Raw genomic sequence first — 17,731 nt, forward strand, 5'->3', positions numbered from 1 at the left:
ACCCGCCCCTCATCTGCCGTGAGACGCGCGGAGTTAAATCACTGATTTGCCCGACGGCGGAAGCGGAATGTTTTTCGTTGCTGGGCTGGACGAGGCAAATCACGTTGATTGGATTAAGGAAAATCGCGCGAATGATACGACGCCGTCATGCCCGGGGCTTGCCCCTCTTCGCTATCGCTTCGCCGGACTGACATTAGAGTGCTCGGCGTAGCCGGGTCCCGGGCATCCACGTCCTTCGCGCCCGAGACAACGTGGATGGCCGGGTCAAGCCCGGCCATGACGGAGGAGAGGGTTGCGCAATGCGTCCCCTCAGTCATTCCGGGGCGTCCGAAGGACGAGCCCGGAATCCATCGGGCGGCATGCGCTGGCGGAGAAATGGATTCCGGGCTCGCGCTTCGCGCGCCCCGGAGTGACGGAGAGAGTAATGCGCCTCACCTGACCGGTTCATCCGGATCGAGTGCAGCCTCGAAGCGCGTCGATGCATCGCTTGCTTCGCCGGCCGCACCAAACACCGCAGCGGCGGTGATGTCCTTGGCGAGATGGGTGCATTCGAGCCAGACCAGATTGAGCATCAAGGGCGGCAGTTCGCGCGCCTGCTGCATGTTCCTGCAGCGGGCCTCGGCGCCTTCCATGCCCCACCATTGCTGGGCGACCGTCACGACTTTGCGGAAGTTGCGCAAGGTGCCCGACGACTTCGCGCGATCGACCTTGGCGAGCTGCGCGCAATGGTTCAGCCAGTTCAGCCCGGCGACGATCGCAATCGCGACATCGTCGACCGCGCGTCCGGTGAAATCGATCACCGTGTCCTCGTGCGGCTGCTGGCGCAGGAAGCCGTCGATCATCTCGGCCTGGCGCGATGGCTCCGTCAGCAGCGCGGAGTCGCGTCCCGGAATCATGGTCAGATAGCGCATCCCTTCCAGCCGCGTGTGGCGCCAGATTTCGCGCGGGCTGGCGCTCGCATCATTCGATTTGCGCTTACAGGCGGGATAGACGAGATCGCCGTGATCGGCCTTTTCGAGATATGTCGCGACCACCTTGTCCAGCGCCTGCAACAAGGCATCCGCGCCGGCCCTGGCGTCCAGGACCTCTTCTGACGGCACCTCTCTGCCCCAACCAAACAAGGCCATGCTTGTTTCCAGCGTGATCCTCTGCTTTTACGAGTGTAGCACCAGCGCGGCCGATTGCACTGCGCCAATCCGCCGTATTTTCGGCAGAAACGGGGCCGTGGGCGGCAGGATCCAAGGGAACCGCCGCTCTAGATTCTTGTTTTGACGCGTTTTCTTAACGCGAACCGGTGTCCACTTCGCTCGAAAACGCTCTAGCGATTGACGAGCCAGATGATCACGCTCAGCACGACGCTGAGCAATAGCGACGTCATCAGTGGAAAATAGAACGAATAGTTTGATCCCTCGACATGGATGTCACCAGGCAACCGGCCGAGCCCAAGCTTGCCGATCACCGGCCACAGCAGCCCGGCGGCGAGGAGCAGGAGTCCGAGGATGATCAGCGCGCGCTGCATCCGGCACCTCCAATTCGTAGGGCGGGTTACGTCTTGCGCCGGCGCGCTACGCGATGGCAGGTTACGCTTCGCTAACCTGCCCTACAAATTCTCGACTAGCCCCACGGTCCACGCGAGGTGGATGCGCCGCCCCATGGGCTGCGGGAAGGATAGCGCGCGCCGGCGGTAGGTGCAGCACCGCCGCCGAGCTCGGCGGCGAGCTGCTGCAGCGCCGCGACGCGGTTCTCGGTCGACGGGTGGGTGGAGAAGAGATTGTCGACGCCATGGCCCGACAACGGATTGATGATGAACATATGCGCGGTCGCCGGATTGCGCTCGGCCTCGAAGTTCGGCACCTGGTGCGCGGCATTCTCGATCTTCATCAGCGCGGAAGCGAGCCACATCGGCTGGCCGACTATACGCGCGCCGAGATTGTCGGCGGCATATTCCCGGGTGCGGCTGATCGCCGTCTGCACCAGCATGGCTCCGAGCGGCCCCAGGATCATCAGCGCGATCGAGCCGACGACGCCTGGACCGCTGTTGCTGTTGCGGTGGCCGCCGAAGAACATGCCGAATTGCGCCAGCATCGAGATCGCGCCGGCGATGGTGGCGGTGATCGTCATCAAGAGCGTGTCGTGGTTCTTGATATGCGCAAGCTCGTGCGCGATCACGCCGGCGAGCTCCTCTCGGCTGAGCTGCTGCATGATGCCGGCGGTGACGGCGACCGCGGCATTCTGCGAGTTGCGGCCGGTGGCAAAAGCGTTGGGTTGCGCCTCGTCCATCACGAACACGCGCGGCATCGGCAGGCCGGCGCGGCTCGCGAGCTCGGCGACAAGGCCGACAAGCTCGGGCGCGGTGCGCGCATCGACCTCATGGGCGCCGTACATCCTGAGCACCATGCGGTCGGAATTCCAGTAGGTGAATAGATTGGTCGCGGCCGCAACCACCAGCGCGATCATCGCGCCGCTGGCGCCGCCGATGAGATAGCCGATCCCCATGAACAGGGCGGTGAGACCGGCCAGCAGAAGAGCTGTCTTGAAATAGTTCATCGTCGTTTCCCCTGCGTCCTTGCGGAAAAACCACTGTTGCAGGCGCACCTTAGTTAGGAACTTGCCCATCGCCGCCGCAAGTGGCGAAAGGTGCGTCGGGGCGACGCGGGCGGGCGGAAACAAGCAGGCTTCCTCCCACGTCGTCCCGGCGAAGGCCGGGACCCATAGCCCCAAATGGTCGTTGTGGCGCGCGCAAGCAGCCGCACCCTAGCACAACAATGCACGTTTGTGGTTATGGGTCCCGGGCCAAGCCCGGGACGACGGTGGAGTGAGGGATAGCCCGAGCACAAAGCTTCACGTAAGATCATTACTATCTTTCGTAAGCCCATCCCCTACCGGCGAGTTCTGATGTTCAAGACCCGATTTGCGATCGCGGCCGTCGCGATGATTGCGGCATCTGCGGCCTCCGCGCAGCAATTGTTGCCGGCACCCACACGTCAGGCACCGGCGGCTGCGCGGCCTGCGGCGGTGCCCTCCTCACGCGCGGCGGCTTGCCACAATGGCCAGAGCTTCGAGCGCTTCCTTGCCGATCTCAAGCAGCGCGCAGTGTCCGAAGGCGTGTCGCAGCAGGCGATCGCGGAAGCCTCGCCCTACCTCGTCTACAACCAGGGCATCGTCAACCGCGACCGCGGGCAGCGCGTGTTCGGGCAGATCTTCACCGAGTTCGCGGGGCGAATGGCCGCGCCCTATCGGATGCAGCAGGGACAGCAGCGCATCAAGACCTATGCAGCGGCGTTCGCGCGCGCGGAGAAGGAGTACGGCGTGCCGCCGGCGGTGATCGCGGCGTTCTGGGGACTGGAGAGCGACTTCGGCGCCAACATGGGCAATCTGCCGACGCTGCCTTCGCTGGTGTCGCTTGCCTATGATTGCCGGCGCTCGGAGATGTTCCAGAACGAGACCATCGCAGCCTTGAAGATCATCGACCGCGGCGACCTTTCGGCCGATGAGATGGTCGGCTCCTGGGCCGGCGAGCTCGGGCAGACGCAATTCCTGCCGACGCACTATTTCAACTATGCCGTCGACTACGACGGCGATGGCCATCGCAACCTCCTGAGCAGCGGACCCGACGTGATCGGATCGACTGCGAACTATATCGCCAACGGATTGAAGTGGCGGCGCGGCGAGCCGTGGCTGCAGGAAGTGCGCGTGACCGCTTCCAACTTTCCGTGGGACCAGGCCGATCTCACGAACAAGCTGTCGCGTTCAAAATGGGCGCAGCTCGGCGTGACCTATCCAGATGGACGTCCACTAGCGAATGACGACATGCCCGCATCGCTGCTGTTACCGATGGGACGAAATGGGCCGGCGTTCCTGGCCTATGCCAATTTCGCCGCCTACACCGAATGGAATAATTCGCTGATCTATTCGACCACCGCAGGCTATCTGGCGTCCCGCATCGCAGGCAGCCCGCCGATGCTGCGGCCTTCGGGTCCCGTGGCGCAATTGCCGTTCAACGAGATCAAGGAATTGCAGCAGCTCCTGGTGCGCGCCGGCTTCAATGTCGGCAAGGTCGACGGCGTGCTCGGACAGGCGAGCCGTAGCGCCGTGAAGGCGATGCAGATCAAATATGGACTGCCGGCGGATTCCTGGCCGACCGCGGACCTGCTGGCGCGGATGCGCGGGCGCATCCAGCCGACGGAAGCGGCGATGCCGGCCGTTCGTTAGGACGTAAGTCCGCTTCGGGAAATGCCGCCTCTGTGACGGACCTGCTCAAGAGGTCGTTCTTGCTGCTCACATCCTGATTTGGAACAAATCCTACTGGGGCATTGCGCCCATCGCCGCAATGCACAAGTGTTGGGTATCGTTCATTTCCGGAAAGCCCCCATGAGCCAATCCTCCAAACTGTTCGAGCCCTTCAAGCTTGGTCCGCTGACGCTGCCCAATCGGGCGGTGATGGCGCCGTTGACACGCAACCGGGCGGCACCGTCGAGCTTCGTTCCGAGCCCGCTTGCGGTCGACTATTACGCGCAGCGCGCCTCCGCCGGCCTTCTGATTACCGAGGCGAGCCAGGTCTCGCAGCAGGGCCAGGGCTACCAGGACACGCCCGGCATCTATTCGAAGGAACAGATTGCGGGATGGCGCAAGGTTACCGATGCCGTGCACGCGCGCGGCGGACGCATTGTCATCCAGCTCTGGCATGTCGGCCGCATCTCCCACACCCTGCTACAGCCGAACGGCGGCGCGCCGGTTGCGCCATCCGCGATCCGCGCCAAGACCAAAACCTTCGTCAATGGCAGCTTTACCGACGTGTCCGAGCCCCGCGCGCTCGAGCTCGCCGAAATTCCTGGGATCATCGAAGACTTCCGGCGCGGCGCGGCGAATGCGATCGAAGCCGGTTTTGACGGCGTCGAGATCCACGGCGCCAACGGCTATCTGCTCGACCAGTTCGCCAAGGATGGCGCCAACAAGCGCACCGACGCCTATGGCGGATCGATCGAGAACCGCGCGCGGCTGATGCTGGAAGTCTCCAAGGCAGTTGCCGCGGAAGTCGGCGCCGAGCGCACCGGCATCCGCATCTCGCCGGTGACGCCAGCCAATGACGTCTCCGACTCCAATCCGCAGCCGCTGTTCGATTACATCGTCGATGGGCTCAACGCGCTGAAGCTGGTCTATATCCACGTCATCGAAGGCGCGACCGGTGGGCCGCGCGATGTCGCGCCGTTCGACTACGCGTCGCTGCGCAAGCGCTTCAAGCAGGCATATGTGGCGAACAACGGCTATGATTTCGCGCTGGCGAACAAGGTGCTGGAATCCGGTGCCGCCGACCTGATCGCGTTCGGCAAGCTGTTCATCTCCAATCCCGACCTGGTCGAGCGCCTGAAGAGTGGCGCAGCGCTGAACGAATGGGACAAGGCCACGTTCTACGGCGGCGGCGCGAAGGGATACACGGACTATCCGACGCTGGAGGCCGCGGAAGCGGCGCAGTAAAGCAAGCGCAGTACGCTCCCTCGCCCCGCTCTTCGCGGGGAGAGGGTTGGGGTGAGGGGCTGCCTCCACAGGCGGGACTTGCGGAGAGTCCCCCTCACCCGACGCTTCGCGCCGACCTCTCCCCTAAGCGGGGCGAGGTAAGAAAAAAAGGCCGGGATTGCTCCCGGCCTTTTGTCTCTCTCCGTCATGCCCGGGCTTGTCCCGGGCATCCACGTCTTTCCACACGCGCGGCGACGCGTGGATGGCCGGGACAAGCCCGGCCATGACGGCGTTGCAAGAGATCACTTCGCTTCGGCGCGCTTCGGCGGGGTGGCGGGCCAGGACTTGATCAGCGTGTCGTAGTCGACCGTCTCGCCCTTCGGCTTCTCATTGGCGAGCTTGCGCTGCGGCGCGATGGTGCCATCCTTCTCGGCCTTGGCGAACCAGTATTCCGGCTTCTCCTTCTTGTTCAGCTTCGGGCCGCAGGCGCCCTGCACGCCTGATTTCTCGAGCCGCTCCATCACCGAGTCCTGCGCCGCGGCGAGCGCGTCCATCGCCTGTTGCGGCGTCTTCGCACCCGACGACGCATCGCCGATGTTCTGCCACCAGAGCTGGGCGAGCTTCGGATAGTCAGGCACGTTGTTGCCGGTCGGGGTCCACTGCACGCGCGCGGGCGAACGGTAGAACTCGATCAGGCCGCCGAGCTGGGGCGCGCGCTCGGTGAACGACTTGTCCCAGATATCGGACTCGCGGATGAAGGTGAGACCGACATGGCTCTTCTTCAACGACACCGTCTTGGAGACGATGAACTGCAGATAGAGCCAGGCTGCCTTGCGGCGGTCCGCCGGCGTCGACTTCAACAGCGTCAGCGAGCCGGCATCCTGATAGCCGAGCTTCATGCCCTCCTTCCAGTACGAGCCGTGCGGCGACGGGGCCATGCGCCATTTCGGCGTGCCGTCTGCGTTCATGACGGGAATGCCGGGCTTCACCATGTCGGCGGTGAACGCGGTGTACCAGAAGATCTGCTGGGCGATGTTGCCCTGCGCCGGCACCGGGCCCGATTCGGAGAAGGTCATGCCCTGCGCCTGCGGCGGGGCATACTTCTTGAGCCACTCGAGATATTTGGTGATCGAGTAGACGGCGGCCGGACCATTGGTGTCGCCGCCGCGCTCGACCGACGAACCAACGGGGCGGCAGCCTTCCATGCGGATGCCCCACTCGTCGACCGGCAGACCGTTCGGGATGCCCCTGTCGCCATTGCCCGCCATCGACAGCCAGGCGTCGGTGAAGCGCCAGCCGAGCGAGGGGTCCTTCTTGCCATAGTCCATATGGCCGTAGACCTTGACGCCGTTGATCTCCTTGATGTCGTTGGTGAAGAACTCGGCGATATCTTCATACGCCGACCAGTTCACGGGCACGCCGAGCTCGTAGCCATACTTGGCTTTGAACTTGGCCTTGTAGTCGGGGTTGGTGAACCAGTCGTAGCGGAACCAATAGACGTTGGCGAACTGCTGGTCGGGCAACTGATAGAGCTTGCCGTCCGGCGCCGTCGTGAACGACTTGCCGATGAAGTCGTTGACGTCGAGATAGGGATCGGTGACGTCCTTGCCCTCGCCGGTCATGTAGTCCGACAGCACGATGGTCTGGCCGTAGCGGAAATGCGTGCCGATCAGGTCGCTGTCGTTGATCCAGCCGTCATAGACGTTCTTGCCGGACTGCATCTGGGTCTGCAGCTTCTCGACCACGTCGCCTTCCTGGATGGTGTCGTGCTTGAGCTTGATGCCCGTGATCTCGCTGAATGCCTTGGCGAGCGTCTTCGCCTCATATTCATGCGTCGTAATGGTTTCCGACACGATGTTGATTTCCATGCCCTTGAAGGGCTCGGCCGCCTTGGCGAACCACTGCAGCTCCTTCATCTGGTCTTCCTTCGAGATCGTCGAAGGCTGGAATTCGCTGTCGATCCATTTCTGGTTGACGGCGTCGTCGGCGCGCGCCGGTGCGGCAACGCCCGCGGCAGCCACGAGCAGCGCGGCGGCGCTGGTCATCGCGAGCCAACGGCTCCTGGTCAGGTTCCTTCCTCTCAAGTGTCGCATGGCGGTTCCTCCGGTTATGGCGACAAATTAAAATCCAGGTCCGGGTTGATCCCGGATCTGCTCTTCTTCACTTCCTCAGACGGTGCGGAAAATCACAACGGCCGTGGCAAGCGAAATCAGTGTGGCGAGCCACAGGCTCGAAACCTCGACGCCCTCCTCCCCAATGGGCAGCGTGGTGATGAAGTCGGCGCCGACGAGCCCGATCCAGACGAGATGGATGACGGCGGCGAGCACCAGCGAGATGAAGAGACGATCGCCGCGCGTGGTCGGAATCCTGAGCACGCCGACGCGCTCGGCTTCGGGATAGGCGACCGCGAGCCAGGTCATCAGCGCCAGCGTCATGCCGAGCAGCGCAAAGAAGATCGCCGTCGGCAGCGTCCAGGCCATCCATGCGATACTTTCCATCGGGCGCCTCCTACACGCGGCCGAGCGCGAAGCCGCGCGCGATATAGTTGCGGACGAACCAAATCACGAGCGCGCCCGGGATGATGGTGAGCGCGCCGGCGGCCGCCAAGAGGCCCCAATCCATGCCGGCAGCGGAAACCGTGCGCGTCATCACCGCGGAGATCGGCTTGGCATAGACAGAGGTAAGCGTGCGCGCGAGCAGCAGCTCGACCCAGGAGAACATGAAGCAGAAGAAGGCGGCCACGCCGATGCCGCTTGCGATCAAGGGCACCAGGATCTTGATGAAGAAGCGCGGAAAGGAATAGCCGTCGAGGAACGCGGTCTCGTCGATCTCGCGCGGCACGCTGGAGACGAAGCCTTCGAGGATCCAGACCGCGAGCGGAACGTTGAAGATGCAATGCGCCAGCGCCACCGCCCAGGGCGTATCGAACAGGCCGATCGCCGAATAGAGATTGAAGAACGGCAGCGCAAAGACCGCGGCCGGCGCCATGCGGTTCGACAGCAGCCAGAAGAACAGATGCTTGTCGCCGAGGAAGCGATAGCGCGAGAACGCGTAAGCCGCGGGCAGCGCCACCGAGATCGAGATCACGGTGTTGATGATCACATATTTCAGCGAGTTGATGTAGCCGGAATACCAGCTTTCGTCGGTGAAGATGCGCATGTAGTTCTCGATCGTCGGCTGGTGCGGCCACAGCGTCATGGTCGAGACGATCTCGCTGTTGGTCTTGAAGCTCATGTTGATGAGCCAGTAGATCGGCAACAACAGGAAGATCAGGAACAGCGAGATGATGAGGCGGCGCCCGGGAATCGTGCCCATCACACAGCTCCCTCTTTTTGCGGGCGCTCGGCGCCGGCATTGGTCATGACGGTGTAGAATACCCAGCAGACGATCAGGATGATGAGGTTGTAGACCAGCGACAACGCCGCGGCCTTGCCGAGATCGAACTGGCCGAGCGCGATCTTGACCAGCTCGATCGAGATGAAGGTGGTCGAATTGCCCGGCCCGCCGCCGGTGACGACGAACGGCTCGGTATAGATCATGAAACTGTCCATGAAGCGGAGCAGCACCGCGATCAGGAGCACGCGGTTCATCTTCGGCAACTGGATCGCGCGGAACACTGCCCAGCGCGATGCGCCGTCGATCTGGGCGGCCTGGTAATACGCATCGGGAATCGACTTCAGGCCGGCGTAGCAGAGCAGCGCCACCAGGCTGGTCCAGTGCCAGACGTCCATCACGATCACGGTCGCCCAGGCGTCGAACTCGTTGGAAACGTAGTTATAAGGGATACCCAGGCTGTTCAGCGTGTAGCCGAGCAGGCCGATGTCGGGACGGCCGAAGATCTGCCAGATGGTGCCGACCACGTTAAACGGGATCAGCAGCGGCAGCGCCAGGATCACGAGGCAGACCGCGACGGTCCAGCCCTCGCGCGGCATCGACAGCGCGACCACGATGCCAAGCGGGATCTCGATCGCGAGGATGATCGCGGAGAAGATCAGGTTGCGCCACAGCGAGGCGAAGAAGCGCTCGCCGAGGTCGGTCGTGGGATCGAGCAATTCCTTGAACCAGCCGACGCCGTTCCAGAAGAACTGGTTGTTGCCGAACGTGTCCTGCATCGAATAGTTCACGACCGTCATCAGCGGAATGATCGCGGAGAACGCCACCACCAGGAACACCGGCAGAACCAGGAACCAGGCTTTCTGGTTGACCGTCTTGTCCATCACGCAACCCCCTCGACCAGGCGGCTGTCGGCATAGACGTGCACATGCGCGGGATCGAACACGAGGCCAGCGTTGTTGTCGGGCACCGAAAATCCCGGCGGCACACGTGCCGCGAATTTGGAATCGCCGACGCGCACCCGCGCAAAGCGGATGCGGCCGAGATCGTCGATCCGCTCGATCGTCGCCGCGAGCAGGCCGGAGGCGGGCGGCGCGATGTCGACGAATTCGGGCCGCACCCCGATCTCGATTTTCGCGTCCGCGGGCAGCACGCCGTAATTGCGGTGCAGGCCGATGGTGTGGCCATCGATCCGCGCTTCGCGTCCATCGACGTGAGCCGGCACGATGTTCATGCCGGGCGAGCCGATGAAATAGCCGACAAAGGTGTGCGCGGGCTTATCGAACAGTTCGGCCGGCGAGCCGCTCTGCACCACGCGGCCGTCATGCATGACGACGACGGTGTCAGCGAAGGTCAGCGCCTCGGTCTGGTCGTGGGTGACATAGATCATCGTGAGATCGAGCTCGCGGTGCAGCGCCTTCAATTTCGAACGCAACTGCCATTTCAATTCGGGGTCGATGACGGTCAGCGGCTCGTCGAACAGGATCGCGGCGACGTCGGATCGCACCAATCCGCGGCCGAGCGAGATCTTCTGCTTGGCATCGGCGGTGAGCCGCGTCGCCTTGCGGTTAAGGTAGGGCGCAAGGTCGAGCAGCTCGGCGATCCGCTTCACGCGCGCTGATATCTCCGCCTTCGGCACGCCGCGGTTCTTCAGCGGAAAAGCCAGATTCTCGCCGACCGTCATGGTGTCGTAGATGACCGGGAACTGGAACACCTGCGCGATGTTGCGCTTCTGCGTCGGAAGCGGCGTGATGTCCTTGCCGTCGAACAGGATCTGTCCGCGCGACGGCGTCACGATGCCTGAGATGAGATTGAGCAGCGTGGTCTTGCCGCAGCCGGAGGGGCCGAGCAGCGCATAGGCGCCGCCCTGCCGCCAGGTCATCGTCACCGGCTTCAGCGCGAAGGATTCCGGCGGCGCGTCATTGCCGCTGTAGGAGTGCGCGAGATCGACGAGGTCAATGCGGGCCATGCGCCATCTCCCTCAATTCCGGCCAGGGGCTGCGACCAGGCGGTCGGCCAAGTCGAACACGAAGATATCGTCCGGATTGAGCGCCGCGTTGAGCGCCTGCCCGGGCTCATATTCATGTACGCCGTGCAGCACCGCGACCCAGTTGGCGGAACCGTGCTGCAGGTGGACAAAGCTTTCGGAGCCGGTGATCTCGGTCACCGTGACGGTCGCCCGGAAGGTATGGCGGCCGGTGGCGTGGCGGCCGACTTCGAGCTGGTGCGCACGGAAACCGACGCGATAGGCGCCATCGGCAAGGCCCAGATAGAGTCCGGCGGTCGGCGCCTGCATGCCGCCGGGATAGTGCACAGCGCCGTTCTTCTTTTCGATATTGACGATGTTGAGCGGCGGATCGGAATAGACTTGGGCGACGCGCAGCGTCTCGGGCTGCCGATACACTTTTGAGCTGGCGCCGGCCTGCAGCACGCGGCCTTGCCACATGCAGATGGTGTCGCCGCCGAGTAGCAGCGCTTCCGAAGGCTCAGTGGTGGCGTAGACGAAGATCGCGCCTGACGCCTCGAAGATGCGCGGCAGTTCGGTGCGCAATTCCTCGCGCAGCTTGTAATCGAGATTGGCGAGCGGCTCGTCAAGCAGCACGAGGTCCGCGCCCTTGACCAGTGCGCGTGCAATCGCGGTGCGCTGCTGCTGACCGCCGGACAATTGCAGCGGCGTGCGCTTCAGAAAGGGCTCAAGCCGCAACAGCTTTGCGGCATCCGCCACGCGCTTGTCGATCTCCTCGCGCGGCCGCCCCTGCACGCGCAAGGGCGAGGCGATGTTCTCATAGACCGACAGCGAGGGATAATTGATGAACTGCTGATAGACCATCGCGACCGAGCGCTGGCGCACGTCGATGCCGGTGACGTCCTTGCCGTCGACCAGCACGCGGCCGGTGGTCGGCCTGTCGAGGCCGGCGAGCAACCGCATGATCGAGGTCTTGCCTGATAGCGTCGGGCCGAGCAGGACGCTGAGCGTGCCGCGCTCGAGCGTCAGCGAGACATCGTGGATGGCCGGGATGCCGTCCACGGTGCGCGTGACGTGGTCGAGCGAGACGCTCATGGCCGTCCTCCCGCTTCGCGTAGCGGACGTTCGCCGGACAGGCCATGAGCGGCGATCCAGTCGTCGAGCGCCGAAATCTCGGCGGCCGACATCCTCAAACCCAATTTGGAGCGGCGCCAGACGATGTCTTCGGCGGTCAACGCCCATTCGTTCGCCATCAGGTACCTGACTTCGCTTTCCGTCAAGGTGGCGCCGAAGGACTTTCCGAGATCGCCGATCGATTCCGCGCTGCCGAGTACTTTTGTCGCACGCGTGCCGTAGGCATGCGCGAGCCGGCTCGCATGCGCCGCCGACAGGAACGGATAGTCGCGCACCAGTTCCGCGGCGAGCGCGTCGACCGCGGAGACATCCATCTCGCCACCGGGCAGCGGCGCCTTGCCGGTCCAGCCCTCACTGGCTTTTGCACTGGGCAAGTAGGGCGCAAGCCGCTCCAGCGCTTCTTCGGCCAATCGCCGGTAGGTCGTGATCTTGCCGCCATAGATCGAGAGCAGCGGCACGCCGCCGGGCGTATCGAGCTCGAACACGTAGTCGCGCGTCGCGGCCTTTGCCTCGCTCGCGCCGTCATCATAGAGCGGGCGCACGCCGGAATAGGTCCAGACCACATCCTCCGGCTTCACTGGCCTCGCCAGATACTCGCTGACGGAGGCGCAGAGATAGCTGATCTCCTCCTCCGTCGCCTTCACCTTGGCGGGGTCGCCGTCGTAGTCGCGGTCGGTGGTACCGATCAGCGAGAACTCACCCTGGTAAGGAATCACGAAGACGATGCGGCCATCCGCGTTCTGGAAGATGTAAGCGCGGTCGTGGTCGTAAAGCTTCTTCACGACGATATGAGAGCCCTGCACCAGCCGCACTTTTGCGCGCGCGTTGACACCGGCGCCCGAAGCAAGCACCTCCTCGACCCAGGGACCGCCGGCATTGACCAGCGCACGCGCCCGCACCGTCCGCCGCGCGCCGCTGCCGTCGTCCTCGACCGTGACATTCCAGAGGCCGTCGGCCTGCCTGATCTCGACGGCGCGGGTACGCGTGCAAATCTCTGCCCCGCGATCGGCCGCATCGCGCGCGGTCAGCACGACCAGCCGCGCGTCGTCGACGAAGCAGTCCGAATACTCGAACCCTTTGACGTAGCGATTCTTGATCAGGGGCTTGCCGACCTCGTCGCGGGTGAGGTCCACTGTCCGGGTCGGCGGCAGCAGGTGCCGGCCGCCGATGTGATCGTAAAGGAACAGCCCGAGCCGGAGCAGCCAGGCCGGGCGCAGGCCGGCGTGGTGCGGCAAAACGAAACGCAGGGGGCGGATGATGTGGGGCGCGATCTGCCAGAGAATCTCGCGCTCGATCAGGGCTTCGCGGACCAGGCGGAACTCGTAATATTCGAGATAGCGCAGCCCGCCATGCACGAGCTTGGTCGACCAGGACGACGTCCCGCTCGCCAAGTCATTCATTTCGCAAAGGAAAACAGAGTTTCCCCGCCCCGCCGCATCGCGCGCGATGCCGCAGCCGTTAATGCCGCCCCCAATGATTGCGAGGTCGAAAATCCGATCCAACAGACGCTTCCCCGGCCGCTCGCGTTCGCTTTCGGCGATTTCGCTTTCGGATTGGATTAGATCACAACGAAAAGCGAAAGCAAACCGAAAATGGGGAACCGAGATCTACGACTTGGGGATGAGGTAGGTAGGGGATTGTTCGGCAGCAGAGCCTCGTCCTCCGAGACGCGCGTTCCGCGCTTCTCAGGATGAGGAACAACGGCAGTCGGCGGCGCTACACACTCCGCAGCGTCACCGGGGTGGGCTCGGGTGCGGTGTCGTCGATATCGGCTGCGGGCTTGTCCATCGCCACGACGACTTCGATGCCGCGTGTGTGGCAGATGTTCGCCAGTCCCGCCGGCAGCTCGGTGTCGGTAATAAAAGTCTGGATCTGGCTGATATGGGCGATGCGGACCGGGGCACTGCGGCGGAGTTTTGTTGAGTCCGCTACCAGCATCACGTTGCGGGCGTTGGCGATGATGGCCTGGGCGACCTGGACTTCGCGATAGTCGAAATCCAAAAGCGCACCCTCCTCGTCGATCGCCGACGCGCCGATGATCGCGTAGTCGACCTTGAACTGGCCGATCAGTTGCGTCGCGGTGGAGCCGACCACGGCGCCGTCGGCGCGGCGCACGGTGCCGCCTGCCACCACTACCTCGATGCGGGGATGGCGATAGAGCAGCATCGCGACATTGAGGTTGTTGGTGATGACGAGCAGACCCTCATGCGAGGTCAGCGCGCTCGCGACCTCCTCCGTCGTGGTGCCGATGTTGATGAAGAGCGAGCAGCCGTTCGGAATGCGCGCCGCAGCCGCTGCCCCGATCGCCTTCTTCTCCTCGGCGGCGACGAAGCGCCGCGCCTCATAGGCAAGATTTTCCACGCCGGACGCGATGATCGCGCCGCCATGGATGCGCGTCAGCGAACGGCGGTCGCAGAGATCGTTGAGGTCCTTGCGGATGGTCTGCGCGGAGACTTCGAAACGTTTTGCCAAGTCCTCCACCATCACGCGGCCAAAGGCGCGCGCGAGGTTGAGGATTTCGGTCTGGCGATGGGTCAATACGGGCACGGCGGCACCTTGCGGCATCGAAAGCCGCATGCTGCGGCGGTTTGGCGCCAAGGTCAACGCAGGAGACGTCGCCGATTAAGGCGTCATTGTCTCCAGGCGTCGTCCCGGCCTTGCGCGCCGCGGCGAAGCCTTGGCGAAGCCGGGAGCCGGGACCCATAACCACAGGCCTATGTAGTGTGCTCCGCTGCAACTACTTGCTCATGCCACAACACACGATTGTGGTTATGGGTCCCTGCTTTCGCAAGGGAAGACGGAGAGACCGTCCCGGAATCTATGATGCCAGCTTCAGCTCGCCGTCGGCGAGGCGGCGGGCGGCGCGTTCGGCTTCGCGGGCGTTGCGGAAGACCTGGCCTTCGAGCCGGTTGAACTGATGACTGGCTGCGAAGAAGCGATAGCCACGCTCATCGCGTACGACGATTCCGGCCGGATTGGAGCCGACTTCGATTATGTAGGTATCAGACATTCCCAGTCCCGATTGAAGTGCGGGCCAATAACGGGAAGAGAGCCTGATTGTTCCTCAGGCCTCGCCGCCGTGTCATGCGAAAACCGATGCTTGGCGCCACGAAATGACCGCACTTGCTCGGCCCTCGGAGCACCGAATCACCTGCTTTCGCGAGAGGTGGGATACGAGCGGCTGATAACAATCATGTGTAAGCGATGAGACGTCCAGATCACAATCCGATTTGAGATCGGATCGTGATCTTATCTTTGTTTGAGCATGATCTCCGCGCAAACGCTCCGCGTTTGTCGCAGGGAAAACCGGCTGCCACTTTTCCGGACCATGCTCTACGTCGCAAGCGTGGCGCCATCGCGCTGGATCGGCTGCGGATTGCCGTGGTCGTCAATCGAGACGTAGGTAAAATTGCCGTCGGTCACCAGGATCGATTGCCGCTCTTTCCGTCGCAGCACCCAGGCTTCGAGATGGACGGTGATCGAGGTGCGACCGATGCGCACGAGATTTGCGTGAACAGAGACGAGATCGCCGACATAGACAGCTTTACGAAAATTCATCGCCTCGATCGCGACCGTCACGGTGCGCGATCGCGCGACCTTCGAGGCGAACACGCCGCCGCCGAGATCCATCTGGCTCAGCAGCCAGCCGCCGAAGATGTCGCCATTGGCGTTGGTATCCGCAGGCATCGCCAGCGTGCGGATGCAGAGATCGCCTTGCGGCTCGTTTTGTGCCAGCGGAACTTTGGTGTCAGTCACTTGAAACTCTCCCAGCCGGCGTCGGGCGCAAAACGGCCGCCGAATTTTTGCTCGAGTGCCTGCAAGGCAGACACCACATTCTCGACACCGCGCATGCGGGCGTAATTCAAAGGACCGCCGCGGAACGGCGCATAGCCGGTGCCGAAGATCATCGCGCCGTCGACGACGTCAGCATTATCCACGATCCCCTCGCGTAGGCAGGCGACGCAGACGTTCGACATCGGCAGCACGAGACGATCGATCATTTCCTGTGTCGGTTCGGTGGCTAACGCCGGAGCTGTTTGCTCCCGCTTGCCGTCCTTCCAGACGTAAAAGCCCTTGCCGGTCTTGCGGCCGAGCTCGCCCTTGGCGACCTTCTCGCGCAGCCACGCCGGTGTCGGCGGCAAGAGGTCGCCGAATTTCGAGCGCAGCATGTCGCCGACATCGAGGCAGATATCGAGGCCGACCTGGTCTGCAAGCTCGATCGGCCCCATCGGCATGCCGAACTTCTTCGCCGCCGCATCGATGACTGATTTGTCGACCTTCTCGTCCAGCAGCAGCATCGCTTCCAGCATGTAGGGCGTCAGCGCGCGGTTGACGAGGAAACCCGGCGAGCTCTTCACGGGCAGCGGCAGTCGGTCGATGGCGCCGACGAAAGCGAGCGCCTGCTTGAGCAGCTCGGCGTCGGTGCCGTCATGGCTGACGACCTCGACGAGCTGCAATCGCGAGACCGGATTGAAGAAGTGCAGACCGAGCAAGCGCGCGGGCTTCTCCAGCGTCGCGCGCAGATCCTGCAGCGGGATGCTGGAGGTGTTGGTCGCAAGAATGGCGCCCGGTTTCATCTTCGGCTCGATGCCGGCATAGACCTTCTGCTTCAGCTCGAGCTTTTCCGGCACCGCCTCGATGATGAGATCGGCATTACGCACGCCCTCGCCGTCCATGTCCGGGATCAGCCGATCGAGCGCGTCGCGCACCTCCGTGCGCTTGCGGATGATCTTCCCATAGAAATCGGAGGCGCGCTTGATCGCGCTTGCGATCGGCTCCGGCTTCATGTCCGACAGCGTGACGCGCAGATCCTGCCCGGCGCACCAAGCGGCGATATCGCCGCCCATCGCGCCGGCGCCGATGACGTGAACATGCGCGATCGTGTTGCCGCCTCCCGCAAGCTTCTTCATCTGCTCGCGCAGGAAGAAGACCCGGATCAGGTTCTGCGCGGTCGGCGTCACTATCAATTCGGCAAAGGAACGCTTCTCGGCCGCAAGCATCGCCTGCTTCTCGCTGCCGTATTTCTCCCAGAGGTCGATCAGCGCGTAGGGCGCGGGATAATGCGCCTGCGGCGCGGCCTTGGCGGCCTCGCTGCGCATGCGGGAGGCGAGAAAGCCGCGCACCGCGCCGAAGTTCAGGAGCGTGTTGACCGGCCCGGGCCTGGCGCGCTTCAGGCGGCCGAACACGGCGTCCTTCACCGCGTTCCTGACATGACGCTCCTGCGTTACCGCATCGACCAGGCCAAGCGATTTGGCCCGGCGCGCATCGATGGTCTTGCCTGTCAGCATCAGGCTCATCGCCTGCATCGGGTTGACGAGCTGCGTGAAGCGCGCAGTGCCACCTAAGCCGGGGTGCAGGCCGAGCATCACCTCGGGAAAGCCGAACCGCGCGCCATCGATGGCAATTCGCGACTGGCAGGCCAGCGCGACTTCTAAGCCGCCGCCGAGGCAGAAGCCGTGGATCACCGCGACCGTCGGCACGCGCAGCGCTTCGAGCCGGTCGATCACCGCATGCGCTCGGCCGATCTCGGCCTGGACCAGACGCGCATCGCTGGCGCCGCGGAATTCGTTGACATCGGCGCCGGCGATGAAGCCGCTTGTCTTCGCCGAGCGGATGACGAGCCCGGTCGGCCGCTGGCTTTCGAGCGCGGCCAGCACCGCATCGAATTCCTCGAGCACTTCGGCGTTCAGCGTGTTGGCGCTGGCGCCTTCACGGTCGAACAGGAGCCAGGCGATCCCGTCGCCATCGCGCGTCAGCTTGAAATGCTTGTAGGGACCACCTTCCGGCGCGGGCCCGAGTTCGAGCACGCGGCCGGCAAGGACGTTCATGATCTGCGAATCCATG

At 63.6% G+C, this 17,731-nt stretch carries 16 protein-coding genes; 2 read left to right on the forward strand and 14 right to left on the reverse strand.

The window, feature by feature from the left end; genetic code table 11:
• Window positions 1–431 precede the first annotated feature (431 nt).
• The 3 genes from AC5ZG1_RS25975 to htpX form a co-directional block, all read right to left on the reverse strand.
• Complete coding sequence (locus AC5ZG1_RS25975; RefSeq protein WP_496134464.1) at window positions 432–1,127, reverse strand: hypothetical protein; 696 nt, start codon at window positions 1,125–1,127, stop codon at window positions 432–434.
• Window positions 1,128–1,318: 191 nt separating this feature from the next.
• Window positions 1,319–1,519, reverse strand: a complete 201-nt coding sequence (locus AC5ZG1_RS25980) for a DUF2905 domain-containing protein (protein WP_130224927.1) — start codon at window positions 1,517–1,519, stop codon at window positions 1,319–1,321.
• 95 nt (window positions 1,520–1,614) lie between these two features.
• The gene (htpX, locus tag AC5ZG1_RS25985; protein WP_496134550.1) at window positions 1,615–2,547 is read right to left on the reverse strand and encodes a zinc metalloprotease HtpX; all 933 of its coding nucleotides are present in this window, start codon (window positions 2,545–2,547) and stop codon (window positions 1,615–1,617) included.
• 348 nt (window positions 2,548–2,895) lie between these two features.
• Between htpX and AC5ZG1_RS25990 the strand changes: the two genes are divergently transcribed.
• Together AC5ZG1_RS25990 and AC5ZG1_RS25995 are read left to right on the forward strand one after the other, a co-directional pair.
• Window positions 2,896–4,212, forward strand: coding sequence for a lytic murein transglycosylase (locus AC5ZG1_RS25990; protein ID WP_496134465.1), 1,317 nt, complete (start codon window positions 2,896–2,898; stop codon window positions 4,210–4,212).
• A gap of 159 nt (window positions 4,213–4,371) precedes the next feature.
• Complete coding sequence (locus AC5ZG1_RS25995) at window positions 4,372–5,475, forward strand: alkene reductase (protein ID WP_496134466.1); 1,104 nt, start codon at window positions 4,372–4,374, stop codon at window positions 5,473–5,475.
• Window positions 5,476–5,756: 281 nt separating this feature from the next.
• On the opposite strand, the gene AC5ZG1_RS26000 is transcribed toward AC5ZG1_RS25995, so the two are convergent.
• The 11 genes from AC5ZG1_RS26000 to AC5ZG1_RS26050 all read right to left on the reverse strand — a co-directional run bounded on the left by AC5ZG1_RS26000 (window position 5,757) and on the right by AC5ZG1_RS26050 (window position 17,730).
• The gene (locus AC5ZG1_RS26000) at window positions 5,757–7,499 is read right to left on the reverse strand and encodes an ABC transporter substrate-binding protein (protein WP_496134551.1); all 1,743 of its coding nucleotides are present in this window, start codon (window positions 7,497–7,499) and stop codon (window positions 5,757–5,759) included.
• 123 nt (window positions 7,500–7,622) lie between these two features.
• Window positions 7,623–7,952 (reverse strand): DUF2160 domain-containing protein, encoded by a 330-nt coding sequence (locus AC5ZG1_RS26005; protein WP_496134467.1) that lies wholly within the window; start codon window positions 7,950–7,952, stop codon window positions 7,623–7,625.
• A gap of 10 nt (window positions 7,953–7,962) precedes the next feature.
• Complete coding sequence (locus tag AC5ZG1_RS26010) at window positions 7,963–8,769, reverse strand: carbohydrate ABC transporter permease (RefSeq protein WP_028162560.1); 807 nt, start codon at window positions 8,767–8,769, stop codon at window positions 7,963–7,965.
• The gene (locus tag AC5ZG1_RS26015) at window positions 8,769–9,671 is read right to left on the reverse strand and encodes a carbohydrate ABC transporter permease (protein WP_208821636.1); all 903 of its coding nucleotides are present in this window, start codon (window positions 9,669–9,671) and stop codon (window positions 8,769–8,771) included. Before AC5ZG1_RS26015 ends, AC5ZG1_RS26010 begins: the two co-directional genes overlap by 1 nt.
• Window positions 9,671–10,756 (reverse strand): ABC transporter ATP-binding protein, encoded by a 1,086-nt coding sequence (locus AC5ZG1_RS26020; RefSeq protein WP_496134468.1) that lies wholly within the window; start codon window positions 10,754–10,756, stop codon window positions 9,671–9,673. The genes AC5ZG1_RS26015 and AC5ZG1_RS26020 overlap by 1 nt, the downstream gene beginning before the upstream one ends.
• Window positions 10,757–10,768: 12 nt before the next feature.
• The gene (locus tag AC5ZG1_RS26025; protein WP_496134469.1) at window positions 10,769–11,848 is read right to left on the reverse strand and encodes an ABC transporter ATP-binding protein; all 1,080 of its coding nucleotides are present in this window, start codon (window positions 11,846–11,848) and stop codon (window positions 10,769–10,771) included.
• Window positions 11,845–13,389, reverse strand: coding sequence for a glycerol-3-phosphate dehydrogenase (gene glpD / locus AC5ZG1_RS26030; protein ID WP_496134470.1), 1,545 nt, complete (start codon window positions 13,387–13,389; stop codon window positions 11,845–11,847). The genes AC5ZG1_RS26025 and glpD overlap by 4 nt, the downstream gene beginning before the upstream one ends.
• 214 nt (window positions 13,390–13,603) lie before the next feature.
• Entirely contained in the window at window positions 13,604–14,452 is an 849-nt protein-coding gene (locus tag AC5ZG1_RS26035) for a DeoR/GlpR family DNA-binding transcription regulator (protein WP_496134471.1), read from the reverse strand.
• A gap of 253 nt (window positions 14,453–14,705) precedes the next feature.
• Window positions 14,706–14,897 (reverse strand): hypothetical protein, encoded by a 192-nt coding sequence (locus AC5ZG1_RS26040; protein ID WP_130224945.1) that lies wholly within the window; start codon window positions 14,895–14,897, stop codon window positions 14,706–14,708.
• 323 nt (window positions 14,898–15,220) lie between these two features.
• Window positions 15,221–15,574 (reverse strand): acyl-CoA thioesterase, encoded by a 354-nt coding sequence (locus tag AC5ZG1_RS26045; protein ID WP_196237233.1) that lies wholly within the window; start codon window positions 15,572–15,574, stop codon window positions 15,221–15,223.
• A gap of 65 nt (window positions 15,575–15,639) precedes the next feature.
• Window positions 15,640–17,730: a 3-hydroxyacyl-CoA dehydrogenase NAD-binding domain-containing protein gene (locus AC5ZG1_RS26050; protein ID WP_496134472.1), complete on the reverse strand. Its 2,091-nt coding sequence runs from the start codon at window positions 17,728–17,730 to the stop codon at window positions 15,640–15,642.
• Between the last annotated feature and the right edge of the window lies 1 nt (window position 17,731).

It is taken from the genome of Bradyrhizobium sp. Leo78 (assembly GCF_059512425.1).